Raw genomic sequence first — 18,634 nt, 5'->3', positions numbered from 1 at the left:
CCGATGCTACAGGTCCAACAACTTCATCAGTACTACGGCGGTAGCCACATCCTCCGGGGCCTCAGTTTTGATGTGAAGGTCGGCGAAGTCACCTGCCTGCTCGGACGCAACGGCGTGGGCAAGACCACCCTGCTCAAATGCCTGATGGGCCTGTTGCCTGCCAAGGAAGGTGCGGTGAATTGGGAGGGCAAACCGATCACCACGTTCAAGCCGCACCAGCGCGTTCACGCCGGTATTGCTTACGTGCCGCAAGGTCGGGAAATCTTCGGACGGCTGACCGTGGAGGAAAACCTGTTGATGGGGCTGTCACGGTTTCCCGGCAGCGAAGCCAAAGAAGTGCCAAGTTTCATCTACGAACTGTTCCCGGTGCTGCTACAAATGAAGCAGCGTCGCGGCGGTGACTTGTCCGGCGGGCAGCAACAGCAACTGGCAATCGGTCGCGCACTGGCCAGCCGTCCGCGCTTGCTGATCCTCGACGAACCCACCGAAGGCATCCAGCCGTCAGTGATCAAGGAGATCGGCGCGGTGATCAAGACACTCGCAGCCCGTGGCGACATGGCGATTTTGCTGGTCGAGCAATTCTACGATTTCGCCGCCGAGCTGGCCGATCAGTACCTGGTGATGTCCCGGGGCGAGATCGTCCAGCAAGGTCGCGGTGAAAATATGGAGGCCGAGGGTGTACGCGGACTGGTCACGATCTAAGGCAACGTTCTAATCTGTAGCTTCCTAACGATAATCACACACCATGAATTCGACTGTTTCACCTGCCCTGTTTACCCCGAGCTGGCACGCCGAGCTGGAGCTGGCCTACGCCCGCTTCGGCGACTGCACGCGTCCGGTTCAGCGTCGGCACATCGGTCCGCTGCGGGTGCAAAAGCATCTGTACGCCGAAGGTCCTGAAGTCTGCCAACACATCATCGTCCACCCGCCGGGCGGGATTGCCGGCGGCGACCGACTGGACATCAGCGCCCGCGTCGAAGCGCACGCCTGGGCGCAGATCACCAGCCCCGGCGCGGCGAAGTGGTATCGCGCGGGTGGGCCGGCTTATCAGAAGCTCGACTTGCAAGTCGCGGCCGGGGCGACGCTGGAATGGCTGCCGCAGGAAACCATCGTCTACAGCGCCGCGCAGGCTGAGCTGAGCACTTCGATTGAACTGGCAGGCGATGCCCGGCTGTTCTACTGGGATGTGGTGGCGCTGGGTCGCCCGGCCAGCGGCGAACGTTTCGACCGCGGGCATTTTCAGGCGCATCTGGATATTCGCCGTGATGGTCGATTGCTCTGGCACGAGCGCCAGCGCGTTGTTGGCGGTGACGGCTTGCTTGATTCACCGATCGGGCTGGACGGTAATCCGGTGTTTGCGACGTTGTTGGTCACCGGTGAGATTGAGGCTGAATTGCTTGAGCGCTGCCGCTCGCTGGGCCACGAAGTGCGAGGGGATCTGACGCAATTGCCGGGGCTGTTGGTGGCCCGTTGTCTGGCCAGTGAGGCATTGCTCGCCCGCGCCTGGCTCATCGACTTATGGCGTTTGCTGCGGCCGGTGCTTCTGGATCGCGAGGCGGTGTCACCGAGAATATGGAGCACCTGAAAGCCCCCCTCACCCCCCGCCCTCTCCCGGGGGGAGAGGGAGCCTGACCGAGTCGCCTGAAATGAATTTAACTGCCTGAACGAATACTGCTGACTGAACCGGCCATTGAAAACAACCGAGATCAGTCTCCTCTCCCTCGAAAGAGGGAGCCCGACCGAGTCGTTTGAAATGAATTTAACTGCCTGAACGAATACTGCTGACTGAACCGGCCATTGAAAACAACCGAGATCAATCCCCTCTCCCGCGAAAGAGGAAGCCTGACCGAGTCGTTTGAAATGAATTTAACTGCCTGAACGAATACTGCTGACTGAACCGGCCATTGAAAACAACCGAGATCAGTCCCCTCTCCCGCGAAAGAGGAAGCCTGACCGAGTCGTTTGAAATGAATTTAACTGCCTGAACGAATACTGCTGACTGAACCGGCCATTGAAAACAACCGAGATCAGTCCCCTCTCCCTCGAAAGAGGGAGCGTGAGCGAGTCGTTTGAAATGAATTAACTGCCTGAACGAATACTGCTGACTGAACCGGCCATTGAAAACAACCGAGATCAGTCCCCTCTCCCTCGGGAGAGGGCTAGGGTGAGGGGCTGCTCCAACTGGCACCCCGCACCCACAAGAACCTCAAAAATCTGCCCTGATGGAACGACACAATGGACCTGACCCCACGCGAGAAAGACAAGCTGCTGATCTTCACCGCCGGCCTCGTCGCCGAGCGGCGACTAGCCCGCGGCGTGAAACTCAATTACCCGGAGGCCATGGCCTACATCTCCGCCGCGCTGCTCGAAGGCGCGCGTGATGGCCAGACCGTGGCCGAGCTGATGCACTACGGCACCACCCTGCTGAGCCGCGAGCAAGTGATGGAAGGCATCCCGGAAATGATCCCCGAGATCCAGGTCGAAGCGACGTTCCCCGATGGCACCAAACTGGTCACCGTCCACCAACCGATCGTCTGAGGCCGCGCCATGACTTACACGATTCGCGACGCCCTCCACGCCGACCTGCCGGCGATCCGTGACATCTACAACGATGCGGTGCTCAACACCACGGCGATCTGGAACGAGTCGGCGGTCGACCTCGGCAACCGTCAGGCCTGGTTCAGTGCGCGTCAGGCCCAGGCGTATCCGATTCTGGTGATCGTCGGCGGCGACAACGCGGTGCTCGGCTACGCTTCATTCGGTGACTGGCGGCCGTTCGACGGCTTTCGCCATACCGTCGAGCACTCGGTCTATGTGCGCAGCGATCAACGCGGCAATGGCCTTGGCCCGCAATTGATGGGCGCCCTGATCGAACGGGCAAGGGCCTGCGGCAAACATGTCATGGTCGCCGCCATCGAAAGTGGCAACGCCGCCTCCATTCGTCTCCATGAGCGCGCCGGTTTCAGCATCACCGGCCAGATGCCGCAGGTCGGCACCAAGTTCGGTCGCTGGCTCGACCTGACGTTCATGCAACTGACCCTCAACCCCGGCGCGGAGCCGCCTGACGCCAACAAGGAGTGATACCGATGAACGCTGCCCAACTGCGCCGCGTCAACGCTGAAAGTTTTGCGCACTATCGTCAGGGCCTGATCGACCTGCTGCTCGATGCGGTGGGCTATGGCGCCAGCGTCGGCTTCATGGCCGACCTCGATGCCGCCCAGGCCCGCGCCTATTTCGATGAGGTCCAGGACAACGTGAACAAGGGCAGCGTGTTGCTCTGGGTGGTGGTCAAGGACGAACAGGTGCAGGCCAGCGTGCAACTGAGCCTGTGCCAGAAGGCCAACGGTCTCAATCGCGCCGAAGTGCAGAAACTGCTGGTGCGCGAACACGCCCGCCGACGCGGCCTCGGCCAGCAATTGATGAGCGCGCTGGAACTCGAAGCGGCCAAGCACAAGCGCGGCATGCTCTACCTCGACACCGAGGCCGGTTCCCCCGCCGAAGATTTCTACAAGGCCCTGGGTTACAGCCGCGCCGGTGAAATTCCCGACTACGCCTGCGACCCGCACGGCACCTATCGCCCGACCGCCCTCTATTACAAGATCCTGCAAGGAGCCCGGCCATGATTCCCGGCCAGTACCAGATCCAGCCCGGCGACATCGAACTCAACGTCGGCCGCCGCACCCTCAGCCTGAAAGTCGCCAACAGTGGCGACCGGCCGATCCAGGTCGGTTCGCACTATCACTTTTTCGAGACCAACGACGCCCTGACCTTTGACCGCGCCGCCAGCCGTGGCATGCGCCTGAATATCCCGGCCGGCACCGCCGTGCGCTTCGAGCCGGGGCAGAGCCGCGAGGTGGAGCTGGTGGATTACGCCGGGCACCGGCGGGTGTTCGGGTTTGCCGGGCGGGTCATGGGGGATCTCTAAAAAAGCAGCTTCAAGCTGCAAGCCTCAAGCTGCAAGAGAAAGCAGTTTAGTGGCGCCCGCACATTCGCTTTTACTTGAGGCTTGCAGCTTGAAGCTTGCAGCTCAATTCCGAGGAACGAGGAAATGAAGATCTCCCGTCAAGCCTACGCCGACATGTTCGGCCCCACCGTCGGCGACAAGGTGCGCCTGGCCGATACCGAGTTGTGGATCGAAGTCGAAAAGGACTTCACCACCTACGGCGAAGAAGTGAAATTCGGTGGCGGCAAAGTGATCCGCGATGGCCAGGGCCAGAGCCAGTTGCTCGCGGCCGAAGTGGTCGACACCTTGATCACCAACGCGCTGATCATCGACCACTGGGGCATCGTCAAGGCCGACGTCGGCCTCAAGGACGGGCGCATCGCCGCGATCGGCAAGGCCGGCAACCCGGACGTGCAGCCCGACGTGACCATCGCCATCGGCGCCAGCACCGAAGTGATCGCCGGTGAAGGCATGATCCTCACCGCCGGCGGCATCGACACCCATATTCACTTCATCTGCCCGCAGCAGATCGAAGAAGCGCTGATGAGCGGCGTCACCACCATGATCGGCGGCGGCACCGGGCCTGCCACCGGCACCAACGCCACCACCTGCACCTCCGGCCCGTGGCACCTGGCGCGCATGCTCCAGGCCGCCGACGCGTTCCCGATGAACATCGGCCTCACCGGCAAGGGCAACGCCAGCCTGCCGGAGCCGTTGATCGAGCAGGTCAAGGCCGGTGCCATCGGCCTCAAGCTGCACGAAGACTGGGGCACCACCCCGGCGAGCATCGACAATTGCCTGAACGTCGCCGACCAGTACGACGTGCAGGTGGCGATCCACACCGACACCCTCAACGAATCCGGCTTCGTCGAAACCACCCTCGGCGCGTTCAAGGGCCGCACTATCCACACCTACCACACCGAGGGTGCCGGTGGCGGCCATGCGCCGGACATCATCAAGGCCTGCGGTTTCCCGAACGTGCTGCCGAGTTCCACCAACCCGACCCGGCCGTTCACCCGCAACACCATCGACGAACACCTCGACATGCTGATGGTCTGCCATCACCTGGACCCGAGCATCGCCGAAGACGTCGCATTTGCCGAAAGCCGCATCCGCCGCGAGACAATTGCCGCCGAAGACATCCTCCACGACCTCGGCGCGTTCTCGATGATCAGCTCCGACAGCCAGGCCATGGGCCGTGTCGGCGAAGTCATCACGCGCACCTGGCAAACCGCCGACAAGATGAAGAAGCAGCGCGGCCCGCTGCCGCAGGACGGCGCAGGCAACGACAACTTCCGCGCCAAGCGCTACATCGCCAAGTACACCATCAACCCGGCGATCACCCACGGCATCAGCCACGAAGTCGGCTCGGTGGAAGTCGGCAAATGGGCGGATCTGGTGCTCTGGCGGCCGGCATTTTTTGGCGTGAAACCGACGCTGATCCTCAAGGGCGGCGCGATTGCCGCCAGCCTGATGGGCGATGCCAACGCGTCGATCCCGACCCCGCAACCGGTGCACTACCGCCCGATGTTCGCCAGTTACGGCGGTTCGCTGCATGCCACCAGCCTGACCTTTATCAGTCAGGCGGCGCAGGAAGCCGGGTTGCCTGAAGCGTTGGGATTGAAGAAGAAAATCGGCGTGGTCAAAGGCTGCCGTGACGTGCAGAAAACCGACCTGATCCACAACGATTATCTGCCGAACATTGATGTCGACCCGCAGACGTATCAGGTCAAGGCAGACGGTGTGTTGCTCTGGTGTGAACCGGCAGAAACCTTGCCGATGGCACAGCGGTACTTTTTGTTTTGAGCACAAAAAAGGCCCTTCGGGGCCTTTTTCAATGGTGAATCAGAATGACCGTGTAATCGTTCTTCGCTGGCAAGCCAGCTCTCACAGGTTCTGCGTCGAACTGAAATCCCTGTTTCAACCCAAAACCCTGTGGGAGCTGGCTTGCCAGCGATGAGGCCAAATCAACCGACACAAAGTTTTCAGGCTATCTACTCAACCACCAATCGCCCCAAGCGCTGGCGCAACATGCGGTTCTCGGCGCGCAACTCGCGCACTTCTTCCAGCAGATCCAGCGCCAGGGCGACGCCTTCCCACTCCAGTTCCAGTTCGCGGCGCAATTTCGCCGCACGTTTGGCCAAGGCCAGTTCGTAATCGGTGAAGCGCCATTCCCGGGGCTGTGCACCCTGAGGTTCGAGGATGCCGTGTTCGACGATTTCGATCACGTAGGCATCCGACAAATCGGCCGCCTCACAGAATTCTGCCAAGTCCAGTTGAACGATCAGGGGGCTGCTCATGATGGGCTACTCCGTCGTCGAATCAGAAGTTCTCTCGCGGATTGAAGGCGGCTTTCTTCGCCAGTTCCTGCCACAGCGCCTTGACCTCATCGTCCGAGGCTTTCGGCATCACGGCTTTGAGCTGCACGAACAGATAACCGCGCTCACCGGCCTTGTTTTTCAAACCATGACCCTTGGCGCGCATGCGCTGGCCGTTCTGGCTGCCCGCCGGCACCTTGAGGTTGATCTTGCCGGTCAGGGTCGGCACGGCCACTTCAGCGCCCAGCGCCAGTTCCCACGGCGCCAGCGGCAGGGTGATGATCAGGTTTTCGCCTTCGACATCGAATTTCGGGTGCGGCGCAAAGCGAATGGTCAGGTACAGATCGCCATTGGCCCCGCCACCGATCCCCGGTGCACCCTGGCCCTTGAGGCGGATGCGCTCGCCGTCGGTCACGCCCGCCGGGATCTTCACGTTCAGGCTCTTGCTGGTGTTGCTGACGTGCTGGCCGTTGGCGTTGTATTGCGGCACCTGGAAGGTGACCTTCTTCGACTCGTTCGCCAGCGTCTCCTCGAGGAAGATCGGCAGTTCCATTTCCACGTCTTGTCCCCGGCGCCCGGTACTGCGTTGTTGCCGACCTTCGCCGCCACCGAAACCGGGGCCGCGATTGCCGAAGATCGAACTGAAGAAGTCCGAGAAGTCGCCGGTGTCGCCACCGCCGCCGCCAAAGCCGCCACGGCTCTGCCAGCCCGGTGGGCCCTGGAACGGCTGACCATGCTGGCCATAGCGGCGCAGCTCGTCGTATTCGGCGCGCTTGTCGGCGCTTTTCAGCGCTTCATAGGCTTCCGAGGCATCCTTGAACTTGGCCTCGGCGTCTTTTTCCTTGCTGACATCCGGGTGGTATTTGCGCGCCAGCTTGCGATAGGCCGCCTTGATCGCCTTGTCGTCCGCCGTCGGCTCCACGCCGAGTATCTTGTAATAGTCTTTGAAGTCCATCGAAGGAATCACCGTCCGTTATCGATTTCGCGCCGAGCCCAGCATGCGCTCATTCGCGCGTGCCGGGTTGACCGATCTCAAGTTTGTGACCGGGTGGCGCTGCAGAAGTTTATCGGCAGTGGGCGACGGTTCTTGTGACCGCCGGTGTGTCTGCCGGCCCATGCCAGCAAGTTTGGGGCAAAGTCCGGGCTTTCAAGGCAGTTTAGTCGTGAAATAGCAGATGACCGGCCTTCGAATCTGCCGCGCACTGACATACACTGCGCGGCCGTTTTTTAGACCGGAACCGAAAGACATGAAAGACGCCTCTCCAGCCCGTGCCTGCGGCATCGACTTCGGCACGTCCAACTCCACCGTCGGCTGGCTGCGCCCCGGCATGGAAACGATGATCGCGCTGGAAGACGACAAGATCACCCTGCCGTCGGTGGTCTTCTTCAACATCGAGGAACGTCGCCCGGTGTACGGTCGCCTGGCGCTGCACGAGTACCTGGAAGGCTACGAAGGCCGGCTGATGCGCTCGCTCAAGAGCCTGCTGGGCTCCAAGCTGATCAAGCACGACACCAGCGTCCTCGGCACCGCGATGCCGTTCAAGGACCTGCTCGGCCTGTTCATCGGCCAACTGAAGAGCCGCGCCGAAACCGCCGCCGGTCGGGAATTCGAGCAAGTGGTCCTCGGTCGCCCGGTGTTCTTCGTCGATGACGATCCGCTGGCCGACCAGGAAGCCGAAGACACCCTGGTCGAAGTGGCGCGCAAGCTCGGCTTCAAGGACGTGTCGTTTCAGTACGAACCGATCGCTGCGGCCTTCGACTACGAGTCGACCATCGAAAAAGAAGAGCTGGTGCTGATTGTCGACATCGGCGGTGGTACCTCGGACTTCTCGCTGGTGCGCCTGTCGCCCGAACGTCGCGGCATGGACAACCGCCACGATGACATCCTCGCCACCGGCGGCGTGCACATCGGCGGTACCGATTTCGATAAACAGCTGAGCCTGCAAGGTTTGATGCCGCTGTTCGGCTACGGCAGCCGCATGAAGAGCGGCGCCTACATGCCGACCAGCCACCACATGAACCTGGCGACCTGGCACACCATCAACTCGGTCTACTCGCAGAAATCCACCCTGGCGCTGGGCAGCATGCGTTACGACATCGAAGACACCGGCGGTATCGACCGCCTGTTCAAGCTGATCGAACAGCGTGCCGGCCACTGGCTGGCGATGGAAGTCGAAGAAACCAAGATCCAGCTGACCCACACCGACAGCCGCCATGTGCCGCTGGACCGGATCGAGCCCGGCCTGAGCGTTGAGCTGAGCCGCGCCCTGTTCGAATCGTCCATCGACGCACTGCTTGAGCGCGTGCGCGGCAGCGTCACGCAGCTGTTGAACGATGCCAACGTGTCGGTGGGTCAGGTCGATACGGTGTTCTTCACCGGCGGTTCGAGCGGCATTCCGGCGCTGCGCAACAGCGTCTCGGCGATGTTGCCGAACGCACGGCATGTCGAAGGCAACATCTTTGGCAGCATCGGCAGCGGTCTGGCGATTGAGGCGATGAAGCGTTACGGCGCAATGGCCTGATCACAATCGCTGTGGCGAAGAGCATTTGTGGCGAGGGGATTTATCCCCGTTGGGTCGCGAAGCGGCCCCCGACTTTTGAAAGCAGGGGCCTGCTGCGCAGGCCAGCGGGGATAAATCCCCTCGCCACAGATGCATTCGCTACAGATGCCTGGCCTTAGACCATCCCACCCAGCTTCAACTCACTCTTCAGGTACGCGTAATAAATCGGCCCCGCCACCACTCCCGGCAGGCCGAACGCGGCTTCGAACACCAGCATCGCCAGCAGCAACTCCCACGACTTGGCACTGATCTGCCCGCCGACGATGCGCGCGTTGAGGAAGTATTCGAGCTTGTGGATAAAGATCAGATAGCCCAGCGCCGCCACCGCCACCCAGATCGACAGCGACAGACCGACGATGGTGATCAGCGTGTTCGACATCAGGTTGCCGATCACCGGCAACAGGCCGAGCAGGAAGGTCAGGACGATCAGGGTCTTGGTCAGCGGCAGCTTGATGCCGAACATCGGCAGGATCACCGCGAGGAAGATCCCGGTGAAGATCGTGTTGAGCAGGGAAATCTTGATCTGTGCGAAGACGATGTTGCGAAAGGCCTGGACCAGCAGGTGCAGGCGATCGAACAGGGCGGCGGCCAGCGGCTTGCGCTTGGTCACGTCCGGTATCCGCTGCAGGGCGATGATCGCGCCAAGGACCATGCCGATCAGCAGGGTGACAAACATGTGCGCCGCGTCCTTGCCCACCAGTTGCAGTTCGGACAGGTGCTTGCTTGCCCATTGACCGATGGCAACACGGAACTCGGCGGCGCTGGCAGGCAGGTAGGCATCGAGAAACGGCGGCAGTTGCCCACGCGCACGATCGACCACGCCCATGAATTTATCGAGAGAAGCGCCGGGGTTTTCTGCTTCGTGCAGCAGGAAACTGATAGCGCCGGCGAAGATCAGCGCCAGCACACTGACCACCAGCGTGCCCAGCAACGCCACCGCCAACCAGCGCGCGCGCCGGCCTTCGATCAGCCGTTGCAGTTGCGGGGTGAGCATGTTGACCAGCTCATAGACCAGCAGACCGGCCAACAGGCTGGGCAACAAACGCAGCGGCAGCACCAGCAGCAAACCGCCAAAAATAATGATGCAACTGACCCAGAACACAACATGACGCTCAGAAAACGTTGGCATACAGCCTCAAAACGAACGGCGTAAAAGGATTGGCAGTCTGCCAGCGATCCAGAGAGAGCACTAGGGATATGCGGTGCTTCAGGTCCCCTCACCCTAGCCCTCTCCCAAAGGGAGAGGGAACCGATTGGGGGATGCTCTGGATATCTGTGACCTGAAACAGCGACATGGAATCCAAAATCGACCGGTTTCTTTCAAGTCGACGAGTTTCTTGAGATTTGCCCTCACCCTATCCCTCTCCCTCAGGGAGAGGGAACCGATTGGGGGATGCTCTGCGTATCCTGTGACCTGAAACAGCGACATGGAATCCATAATCGACCGGTTTTTTCAGGTCGACGAGTTTCTTGAGACGCTGCGGTCAGTCCCCTCTCCCTCCGGGAGAGGGTTAGGGTGAGGGCAAATCTCAAGCGGACGCGTCGACCCTGACACGCCACAGAAGCGGGTTATTTTTTCTTCAGGCAGTCACTCATGAAGGTCTTGCGCGCATCGCCGGTCAGGGCTTTGGTTTTCGCGTCGGCGTTGCAGGTTTTCATTTTTTCCTGCTGCGGAGTCAGAGCCTTGGCATCGTTGGCCGCCGGCGCAGCCTTGAGGCAGGTGCTCATGAAAGTCTTACGCTCATCGCCCTTGAGGCTCTTGGCGGTCGCATCGGCATTGCAGGTGGTCATTTTGTTCTGCTGCGCGGTGGCGGCGAAACCCTGGGAGCACAGCAGCAGACCGATCATCAACAAAGGGACACGCAACATCTTCATGGAGTTTTCTCCTTGTCGCCGCACCGATGGATGCGGCCTCTGCTGAAGTGTAGCCAAATCTTGTTACACCTTCCCGCCTTCCAGGTGGCTGCGCCGATACTGCTCCGGCGTGCATCCGGCCTGACGGGCAAACATGGCGATGAAGGCCGAGCCACCGCTGTAACCCAGATCGAAGGCGATCTCCTGCACGCTCTTCGAACTTTCCAGCGCCTCGATCGCTGCCAGATAGCGCAGACGCTGGCGCCATTCGCCGAAACTCATCCCCAGCTCACGCACGAACTGCCGGGCCAGCGTGCGCTCGCTGACGTGTACCTGCGCCGCCCAGTGCGCCAGCGGTTGGTTACTGCCCGGATCGGCCTGCAATGCATCGAGAATCGCCAACAACCCGGGATTACTCGCATACGGCAGATAACATTCATGCACCGGCGCCTGTTGCAGTTGATCAACCAGCACCTGGGCCAGTCGCCGGTCGGCTTCGAGTTCGGGGATTTTCACATCGCGGGCGGCGAAGTCCTTGAGAATCGCCTTGAGGATGTCGCTGATTGCCAGCGTGCAGGCCCGTGCCGGCAGTTCGGCGCAGACCTTGGGGTCGAGGCACACCGCACGATAGTTGACTGGTTGGTGGCTGTAGAAACTGTGCTCGACCTGCGGCGGTACCCACACCGCGTACTGCGGCGGCGACATGAAGCGGTTGCCATCGACGTCCATGTGCAGCACGCCGTGCGCCGCGTACTCCAGCGTGCCCCACGGATGCCGGTGCGGCGCGGCGTATTCATGGGCGTTGAAGTCGGCGTATCGGAAGTACACCGCTGACGGCAGTTCGCTGAAATCCAGCAGATCGATGTGTTTACTGTTCATGCTGTCCGGTTGCAGAGGCAGGTTGTCCGGTTCGCAGTATAGGGCTGCATCCAGACAGGGGATAATCACCGTTCATCAACGTTCTGGTTTTAACCCATGCAATACGCGTTTCCCCTGCTGGCGATTTTCATTTGGGCCGGCAACACCGTGATCAACAAACTGGCGGTCGGGGCGATCTTCCCGGCCGAGATCGGTTTCTACCGCTGGCTGCTTGCCGGCCTGCTGTTCACCCCGTTCATGCTCAAAGCGGTCATCGCGCACTGGCCGCAGATCCGCCCGAACCTGGGCAAGATCTTCATCCTTGGCGTGCTCGGCATGGCGGTGTATCAGAGCCTCGCCTACTTCGCCGCGACCCTGACCACGGCGACCAACATGGGCATCATCCTGTCGCTGATGCCGCTGATGTCGCTGGCCATGGCGATCATCAGCCTCGGCCAGCGCCTGACTGCCGGCGCCTTGTTTGGCGCGGTGCTGTCGTTTGCCGGCGTATTGGTGGTGGTCTCGTCAGGCAGCCTTGGCGCTCTGTTGCAACACGGCGTGAACCTGGGTGACGCGATGATGCTGATCGCTACCCTCGCCTATGCGATCTACAGCACCTTGCTGAAAAAATGGCAGCTGCGCCTGCCGCCACTGGTGTTGTTGTACTTGCAGGTGCTGGTGGCGATCGTGGTGCTGTTTCCGCTGTACGCGATGTCACCGAAAACCGGGCTGACCCTGGAGAACATTCCGTTGGTGCTGTATGCGTGCCTGCTGGCGTCGATGCTCGCGCCGCTGGCGTGGATGCAGGCCGTACAGCGTCTGGGGCCGAGCCGGACGACGTTGTTCTTCAACTTGCTGCCGCTGATCACTGCGCTGATTGCAGCGCTGGTCTTGAAGGAACAGCTGGCGATGTATCACCTGGTCGGTGGTCTGCTGACGTTGGGCGGGGTGATTCTTTCCGAGCGCTGGACCACGGTGTTGGGCCGCAAGGTCAGCGTTGCCTGACCCGACGCCATCGCAGGCAAGCCAGCTCCCACAGGGTCGGTGTCGCACACACATGTTGTGAACGCCACGAATCAGTGTGGGAGCTGGCTTGCCAGCGATGAACGATAACGCGGTGTGCCTGCTAAACCCCGGCAGCCTCAAGCCGCGCCGCATGCTCGACGAACAGCCGCACCGGATCCGCGCCCTTGCCCACCAGCCCCAGCGACTGGTTGACGATGTCGAAGTGATCCAGCGGATAGTCATCGCCAATCACCGTGCCCAGATGCGAGCTGTAGCGCCCGACCATCCCGTCACACTGCCCCGGTTCGCGCACGAAGGTTTTCGCGAACAAGCGGCAGCTGCGATTGGTGCCGTCGAACAGGTTGCCGCCGCGGTCGGTCTTGCCCGGCTGCAGCGTGCCCGACCACGAGTAATAGCGCACACCGTTGACCTCTTCCGGCCCGTGTCCGCCCCAGGTGTCAGGCAGGCCTTGTGGATAACGCTGATTGAACAGCGCCACGCCTTCGCTAGTCAGCGATTGGTGCGAAGCGTGGATATCCACCGGCAACTTCGGCCCGCGGTAACCGGTTTCCAGTAACGCCATCAGCCAGCCGACAACGCGCAACAACACCTCAAGGACGCGTCCTCTGGCGCTGTCCGCCGGATAGTGTTTTTGCAGATAGTCGGCCAGTTCCGAACCGTGATTGGGTCCGGCCACCGAGGTCACCGACGCGACCAGATCCGGACGTTTGGCCGCTGCATAGCGTGCGGTCAGCGAACCCTGGCTGTGGCCGAACAGGTTGACCCTGGCCGCGCCGGTCTCGCGCAGGATCTCGTCGATCCGCGCCAGCAATTGCTCGCCGCGCACTTCGGTGGAATTGAGCGGCGACACCTGCACCGCAATGACCGTCGCACCACCACGGCGCAAGGCTTTGATGATTCCGTACCAATACGGATAGAGCACCAGCCGGATAAACCCGAGCATGCCCGGCACCAGCACCAGTGGATAACGCGTCGACATGGGCAAACATCCTTGTGGTCGATGAGTGGATGCAAGGCGTGCAAAACGCCCGCCAAGCATCCTCCCTGATGATGACAACTCAACGACCAGCCTACTTCAGCCCCGCCACCCCCGCCACAATCAGACCTACCGAGAGCAGTTTGACCAGTGTCAGGCTTTCGCCGAGCAACGCGAACCCCAGGAACACCGTGCCCAGCGAGCCAATCGCCGTCCAGACCGGATAGGCAATGCTCACCGGCAATTCACGCATGGCCAGCGTGAGAAAGTAGATCCCGCCGATTGCCGCAATCACGGTGATCAACGACGGCCACAACCGGGTGAAGCCTTCGGCGTACTTCATGCCCATGGCGAAGGTGACTTCGAACCCGGCGGCGATCAGCAGGAACAGCCAGGCCATCTAGAACGCCCCGGCGAGGTCGAACAAGCGCTGCTCGGCCTCCGCCACCGACGCCGCGAAGGTGCGTTCAGCGGATTCTTCACCCTCGGCCGCGACTACGGTGACGTCGTTGATACCGATAAAACCCAGCGCCGTGCGCAGCCATGGATCGGCATGGTTCAACGCCTCCAGCTCACCGCCCGGGCCAAAACCGAAGCCGCCGCGACTGGTGACGATCAGTGCCTTCTTGCCTTGCAACAGTGGCGTGTAGTTGGCAACGCCGTTATCCAGCGTGTGATCGAACGTCAGCCCCAGCCGCACGATCTGATCGACCCAGGCCTTGAGGCCGCTGGGCACGCTGAAGTTGTACATCGGCGTGGAGATCAGCAGCAGATCATGCTCGAACAGCTCGCCGACCAGTTGATCGCTGAGCGCCAGATCGGCCTGCATCGACAACGGCCGTGCTTGCGGCTCCGGGTAGAACGCCGCCGCTATGAACGCCTCGTTGACCGCTGGAATCAAGGCCCGACCGACTTCGCGGCGAGTGACGTGAGCCTGTGGATGACGCGCCTGCCAGGCGCTGAGAAAACCTTCAGCCAGACGCCGCGAATGCGAACGGTCACCGCGCGGACTGGCGTGGATCACAAGAATCTTGCTCATCTGTCTTTCCTCCGGACTAGAATCAAACGGCTTGTGACGTGCAGCTTGAGGCGCGCCACTGCTGTCCTTCAAATGAGCAAAAATCAGTCGGGATGAATTCATTTCATCCGTGGAGTTTTCAATGTTCGCCTCGCTGCCGCTGACCGCCCTGCGCGCTTTCGAATCCGCTTCGCGCCTGTTGAGCTTCAAGGCTGCTGCCGAAGAGCTGTCGGTCACCCCCACAGCGATCTCTCATCAGATCCGCTCGCTGGAAGACTGGCTCGGCGTCGCCCTGTTCGAACGTCTGCCGCGTCAGGTGCGCCTGACCGAAGGCGGCGAGCGCCTGTTTCGCAGCCTGCACGGTGCCTTGCTGGAAGTGGCGCAAAGTGTCGACACCCTGCGCCCGCAACGCAGCGGCAGCAGCCTGACGCTGTCGACCACGGCCGCGTTCGCCGCGCTGTGGCTGGTGCCGCGCCTGGGGCGGTTTTATGCGCAGCATCCGAACATCAACCTGCGCCTCGATACCCATTGCGAGGTGATCGATCTGCATCAGGACGCCAGCGTCGATCTGGTGTTGCGCTACAGCCTCGATGACTATCCGAACCTGTATGGGCAGTGCCTGTTCGACGAGTCGTTCGGCGTTTACGGCTCGCCCGAGCAAGTGGCGCTGGCCGCGCGGCGCACGCCGACGCTGATCAGCGTGCGTTGGCACAACTCGAAGCTGTATGCCCATGGCTGGGAAGCCTGGTGCGCGCGGTCCGGCGAGCACTGGCTGCAGCAGCATCCGGTGAGTCGTGAATACGACGAAGAGCATTACGCCCTGCAAGCGGCGATTGCCGGGCAAGGGTTGGTTCTGGCAAGCAATATTCTGGTGTCGGAGAGTGTCGGCAGCGGGCTGCTGGTGCCGTACAAAGGCGAGATTCAGGTCGATGGCGCCGGGTACAGCGCGTTGTGCGTGCCGGGGCGCGAACGGCATCCACCGGTGCGGGCGTTTTTTACCTGGCTGCATGAGGAAGCGCTGTTGTCCGGGCTGACGCGCAGATCGCAACCGTCGGCAGCGTCTGTAGAGCAGGCGGCAAAAATCTCATAAAACTTTTTGCTTCGCGCAGGACTCACAACTGGGGTAGGCGAGCACGCCTGTAGAGCGTGGCGCCAATCGGATTAGCCTCCAGGAGATCGAAATGAGCGACGACCTGCATCTGTCAGATGTCCAAACCCTGCGCGACCGTGCGCGCCAACACGTCGAGAACGGCGCCGTCACCGAAAGCTACAGCGCCGACCGTGAAGAGGTACTGCGCTTGCTCAACGCATCGCTGGCCACCGAACTGGTCTGTGTATTGCGCTACAAACGCCACTACTTCATGGCCTCCGGGGTGAAAGCCAGCGTGGCCGCCGAAGAGTTTCTCGAACACGCCACCCAGGAAGCCGAACACGCCGACCGCCTGGCCGAACGCATCGTGCAACTGGGCGGCGAGCCTGAGTTCAACCCCGACCAGCTGTCGAAAATGTCCCACGCCCAATACGTGGCCGGCTCCACCCTGAAAGAAATGGTCTACGAGGATCTGGTGGCCGAGCGGATCGCCATCGACAGCTACCGCGAGATCATTCAGTACATCGGCGAGAAAGACCCGACCACCCGGCGCATCCTGGAAGACATCCTCGCGCAGGAAGAAGAACATGCCGATGACATGGCCGATATCCTGAAAGACCTCTAAACCCTATCGCGAGCGGGCCCACGCCTACAGAGGAACGCATTCCCAATGCAGGAATAAGCCTGCTCGCGATGGCGTCGTTGTATACGCTGAAGTTATTGGGTTGGTTTAACGGTGACAGGCGCCTTGCCTGCCTTCATCTGCTCCAACAACGGCGCACACTGATTAGGCTCGCCGCCGCTCGGTGCCACCAGGGCCAACAGCCCCGCCGCCGGCGCCGCAATCACACCCAGCGCCACCATACCCGCCCCACGCAGTATCAACGGCACGGCCTTGACCCCGGCATCCGGCTTGATGAACTTGCCGCGCACATACAAAGGTGAACGCAGGGAAATCAAACGCCAGCCCTTGGACTCCGGGGTCACCGTCAGATCGAGTTGCTCGGTGGCCATGTTGGCTGTGCCGTCGATATAGATGATCGCGTTCTCGGTATCGAAGACAAACAATCGCGTGGTCGCCAGACCCGTCTTGATGTCGAAGTCGGCCGCCGCGCAGTTGATCTTCACTTCCTTGTCGCCAAAGATCTTGCCGACCACATAGTTACCGACGTTCAGCCCCGCCAGTTCCATCAGTTCACGGCTGATTGCGCCGTCGTTGATCAGCATCTTCAGGTTGCCGTTGGCGCCGCCGAGCAACTTCGCCACCGAATTGCCGCGCCCGCTGATATCGGCATCACCGTTGAGCTCACCGAAACTGGTTTTCATCGGCTCGAAGGTGGGGAACAGTTCCTTGAGCTTGAACTTGCGCGCAGTCAGTTTCGCCCGGCCTTCCAGCGGCTCGGTGCGACCGTCGAGGCGGATTTGCGCATTGAGGTTGCCGCCAGCCACGCCGAAGCGCAGCGGTTCGAGGCTGAGTTCGCCGTCGTTGAGTTTCAAATGGGTATAGAGGTCGGTGAACGGCAGTTTCTCGCTGTGGACAATGCGTTTGCCGGTGAACTCGACATCGGCGTCCATCGCGCGCCAGCGATCGGTCTTGAATTCTTCCACCGGCAACACTTTATCGGTCGGCTGCTTGCTCTCGCCGCCCCGGGCCTTTTGCTTGGCGTTGGAGTCGGCGCCAATCAGCGGGGCGAGGTCGGCGAACAGCAATTGATTGGACAGCAACGCACCGCTGAGTTTCGGCCGCGGCTGGCTGGCGACATAAGTCAGGTCGCCGTGGATATCACTGCTGCCGATCTTGCCGTTGAACTGCTCATAGGTGAACGTCGCCCCGGCCACGTCATGCAGTTTGGCGATCAAGTGACCGTCGGTGGAATAGGGTGGTGTGTCGGGCAGGGTCACGCCGGTCAGCGGATACAGGTTACCCAGGCTCGCGCCGGCCAGTTTCAGGCGCAGATCGAGAGCGCCGAGGTTAAGCGGGTCAGTCAGGGTGCCGGCCAGGTCGAGGCTGGTGTCGCCGATCTTTGCCTGCGCCTGCAGCGGGAACGGTTTGCGCGCGTCCTGCAAGGCCAGCAGCCCGCCGATCTTGCCTTGGCCGGTGAGGCTCTGGCCGTGGTACTGGCCTTTGACCTTCAACGCAAACGCATAATCCTGGGGCGCGCCGCCCTTGTCCTGGGCGGTCTTGGCCGCTTTGTCACCGACGATTTCGCTGAATGGAATCGGTTTGCCCAGCGGATCGATCAACACATCGAGGCTGGTCTTGAGGGTCTGATCGTCGAGGGTCACATGGCCCTTGTCGAAACCGATGGCGCCGATGTCGACCACCCAGTTCGACGGCTCGGCATTCGGGTCCTTGGGATCGAACTTGAACACCCAGTTGGCGCGACCGTCCGCCAGCCGCTGCAACTCGGCGTTGGGCTCGGTCAGGTCGATACGCGGAATCACCACGCGCTGTGCGAGCAAGGCCAGCGGCGAGATGCGCAACTCGACCCGCTTGAGGGTCACCATCTGCGGCTTTTTCGACCAGTCCGGATTGCCCAGGCTCAGGTCTTCGGCCACCACGTGCGGCCACGGCACCCACGACCGCCAACTGCCCTCATCGGGCTCGCGCTGCCAGATCACCGCGAGGTTGCCATTGATGGCGAACGGTCGGTGCAGTTCTTCCGAGACTTTGGCGTTGAGCGGCGGTTTGATCCGGTTCCAGTCGAAGAACACGATGATCAACACCAGCACAGCCAGTAGCAGCACGAGAATGGTGAGGGTCCAGCTGAAGATTTTTCCAGTGCGCGTCATGCACAAAGCTCCTGATCACGACCGCACGCAAAGACTGCGGCGTACGGCTGAAACGGCGGGCCAAAGCGGCCCTCATGAAATCTACGACTGGCAAACGGGCCGCAGGTTTAATCGAAAGGCCAATTACCGCGCAAAAAGCCGCGCGAAATCTGACCGATCAGTCGAGCAGCGTTACCGCGCCCGCACTTTTGCGAGGC

Annotated in this window: 20 protein-coding genes; 11 read left to right on the top strand and 9 right to left on the bottom strand. The window is 61.4% G+C overall.

The annotated features are described in order from the left end of the window. The first annotated feature begins 3 nt into the window (after window positions 1–3). The 7 genes from urtE to ureC all read left to right on the top strand — a co-directional run bounded on the left by urtE (window position 4) and on the right by ureC (window position 5,749). Entirely contained in the window at window positions 4–702 is a 699-nt protein-coding gene (gene urtE, locus ACXX9E_RS08550; protein WP_128616172.1) for an urea ABC transporter ATP-binding subunit UrtE, read from the top strand. A gap of 43 nt (window positions 703–745) precedes the next feature. Further along, complete coding sequence (locus ACXX9E_RS08545; protein ID WP_458555283.1) at window positions 746–1,585, top strand: urease accessory protein UreD; 840 nt, start codon at window positions 746–748, stop codon at window positions 1,583–1,585. A 650-nt stretch (window positions 1,586–2,235) separates the two neighbouring features. Then, complete coding sequence (ureA, locus tag ACXX9E_RS08540) at window positions 2,236–2,538, top strand: urease subunit gamma (protein ID WP_003221215.1); 303 nt, start codon at window positions 2,236–2,238, stop codon at window positions 2,536–2,538. Between the two features lie 9 nt (window positions 2,539–2,547). Next, window positions 2,548–3,081, top strand: a complete 534-nt coding sequence (locus tag ACXX9E_RS08535) for a GNAT family N-acetyltransferase (protein WP_123470997.1) — start codon at window positions 2,548–2,550, stop codon at window positions 3,079–3,081. Window positions 3,082–3,086: 5 nt separating this feature from the next. After that, window positions 3,087–3,623, top strand: a complete 537-nt coding sequence (locus ACXX9E_RS08530; RefSeq protein WP_123470995.1) for a GNAT family N-acetyltransferase — start codon at window positions 3,087–3,089, stop codon at window positions 3,621–3,623. Then, complete coding sequence (locus ACXX9E_RS08525; protein WP_123470994.1) at window positions 3,620–3,925, top strand: urease subunit beta; 306 nt, start codon at window positions 3,620–3,622, stop codon at window positions 3,923–3,925. Before ACXX9E_RS08530 ends, ACXX9E_RS08525 begins: the two co-directional genes overlap by 4 nt. A 123-nt stretch (window positions 3,926–4,048) precedes the next feature. Beyond that, window positions 4,049–5,749: an urease subunit alpha gene (gene ureC / locus ACXX9E_RS08520; RefSeq protein WP_123470992.1), complete on the top strand. Its 1,701-nt coding sequence runs from the start codon at window positions 4,049–4,051 to the stop codon at window positions 5,747–5,749. A gap of 188 nt (window positions 5,750–5,937) precedes the next feature. Here the strand turns inward: ureC and ACXX9E_RS08515 are convergent, their stop codons facing one another. Both ACXX9E_RS08515 and ACXX9E_RS08510 read right to left on the bottom strand, forming a co-directional pair. Then, window positions 5,938–6,243, bottom strand: coding sequence for a chaperone modulator CbpM (locus ACXX9E_RS08515; protein WP_123470991.1), 306 nt, complete (start codon window positions 6,241–6,243; stop codon window positions 5,938–5,940). 22 nt (window positions 6,244–6,265) lie between these two features. Beyond that, a complete protein-coding gene (locus ACXX9E_RS08510; protein ID WP_123470989.1) occupies window positions 6,266–7,216 on the bottom strand; it encodes a DnaJ C-terminal domain-containing protein in 951 nt (316 codons plus the stop codon). 292 nt (window positions 7,217–7,508) lie between these two features. Between ACXX9E_RS08510 and ACXX9E_RS08505 the strand changes: the two genes are divergently transcribed. After that, window positions 7,509–8,783, top strand: a complete 1,275-nt coding sequence (locus ACXX9E_RS08505) for an Hsp70 family protein (protein ID WP_123470987.1) — start codon at window positions 7,509–7,511, stop codon at window positions 8,781–8,783. Window positions 8,784–8,937: 154 nt separating this feature from the next. Here the strand turns inward: ACXX9E_RS08505 and ACXX9E_RS08500 are convergent, their stop codons facing one another. The 3 genes from ACXX9E_RS08500 to ACXX9E_RS08490 all read right to left on the bottom strand — a co-directional run bounded on the left by ACXX9E_RS08500 (window position 8,938) and on the right by ACXX9E_RS08490 (window position 11,555). Then, window positions 8,938–9,951, bottom strand: coding sequence for an AI-2E family transporter (locus ACXX9E_RS08500; RefSeq protein WP_186748282.1), 1,014 nt, complete (start codon window positions 9,949–9,951; stop codon window positions 8,938–8,940). A gap of 440 nt (window positions 9,952–10,391) precedes the next feature. Next, window positions 10,392–10,697, bottom strand: a complete 306-nt coding sequence (locus tag ACXX9E_RS08495) for a PsiF family protein (RefSeq protein ID WP_007950613.1) — start codon at window positions 10,695–10,697, stop codon at window positions 10,392–10,394. A 63-nt stretch (window positions 10,698–10,760) separates the two neighbouring features. After that, a complete protein-coding gene (locus ACXX9E_RS08490) occupies window positions 10,761–11,555 on the bottom strand; it encodes an AraC family transcriptional regulator (RefSeq protein ID WP_123470983.1) in 795 nt (264 codons plus the stop codon). A 96-nt stretch (window positions 11,556–11,651) separates the two neighbouring features. On the opposite strand from ACXX9E_RS08490, the gene ACXX9E_RS08485 reads away from it, so the two are divergent. Continuing rightward, the gene (locus tag ACXX9E_RS08485; protein WP_458555282.1) at window positions 11,652–12,539 is read left to right on the top strand and encodes a DMT family transporter; all 888 of its coding nucleotides are present in this window, start codon (window positions 11,652–11,654) and stop codon (window positions 12,537–12,539) included. 121 nt (window positions 12,540–12,660) lie between these two features. On the opposite strand, the gene ACXX9E_RS08480 is transcribed toward ACXX9E_RS08485, so the two are convergent. From ACXX9E_RS08480 to ACXX9E_RS08470, 3 genes are all read right to left on the bottom strand, one after another. After that, window positions 12,661–13,539: an esterase/lipase family protein gene (locus ACXX9E_RS08480; RefSeq protein WP_123470979.1), complete on the bottom strand. Its 879-nt coding sequence runs from the start codon at window positions 13,537–13,539 to the stop codon at window positions 12,661–12,663. A 91-nt stretch (window positions 13,540–13,630) separates the two neighbouring features. Continuing rightward, a complete protein-coding gene (locus ACXX9E_RS08475; RefSeq protein ID WP_123470977.1) occupies window positions 13,631–13,936 on the bottom strand; it encodes a DMT family transporter in 306 nt (101 codons plus the stop codon). Further along, on the bottom strand, window positions 13,937–14,575 hold the full coding sequence (locus ACXX9E_RS08470; protein WP_458555281.1) for an FMN-dependent NADH-azoreductase: 639 nt from the start codon (window positions 14,573–14,575) through the stop codon (window positions 13,937–13,939). It lies immediately after the preceding gene. A 109-nt stretch (window positions 14,576–14,684) separates the two neighbouring features. Between ACXX9E_RS08470 and ACXX9E_RS08465 the strand changes: the two genes are divergently transcribed. Next, window positions 14,685–15,644 carry a LysR substrate-binding domain-containing protein gene (locus ACXX9E_RS08465; protein ID WP_259741362.1) on the top strand — a complete coding sequence of 320 codons (960 nt, stop codon included), beginning with the start codon at window positions 14,685–14,687 and terminating at the stop codon, window positions 15,642–15,644. 91 nt (window positions 15,645–15,735) lie between these two features. After that, a complete protein-coding gene (locus ACXX9E_RS08460) occupies window positions 15,736–16,269 on the top strand; it encodes a ferritin-like domain-containing protein (protein ID WP_458555280.1) in 534 nt (177 codons plus the stop codon). A gap of 92 nt (window positions 16,270–16,361) precedes the next feature. Here the strand turns inward: ACXX9E_RS08460 and ACXX9E_RS08455 are convergent, their stop codons facing one another. Continuing rightward, window positions 16,362–18,437, bottom strand: coding sequence for an AsmA family protein (locus ACXX9E_RS08455; protein ID WP_458555279.1), 2,076 nt, complete (start codon window positions 18,435–18,437; stop codon window positions 16,362–16,364). Window positions 18,438–18,634 lie beyond the last annotated feature (197 nt).

This window comes from Pseudomonas sp. GNP014 (genome assembly GCF_054344005.1).
Note: the sequence above shows the minus strand (reverse complement) of the source record. Positions and strands in the feature narration are given on the sequence as shown.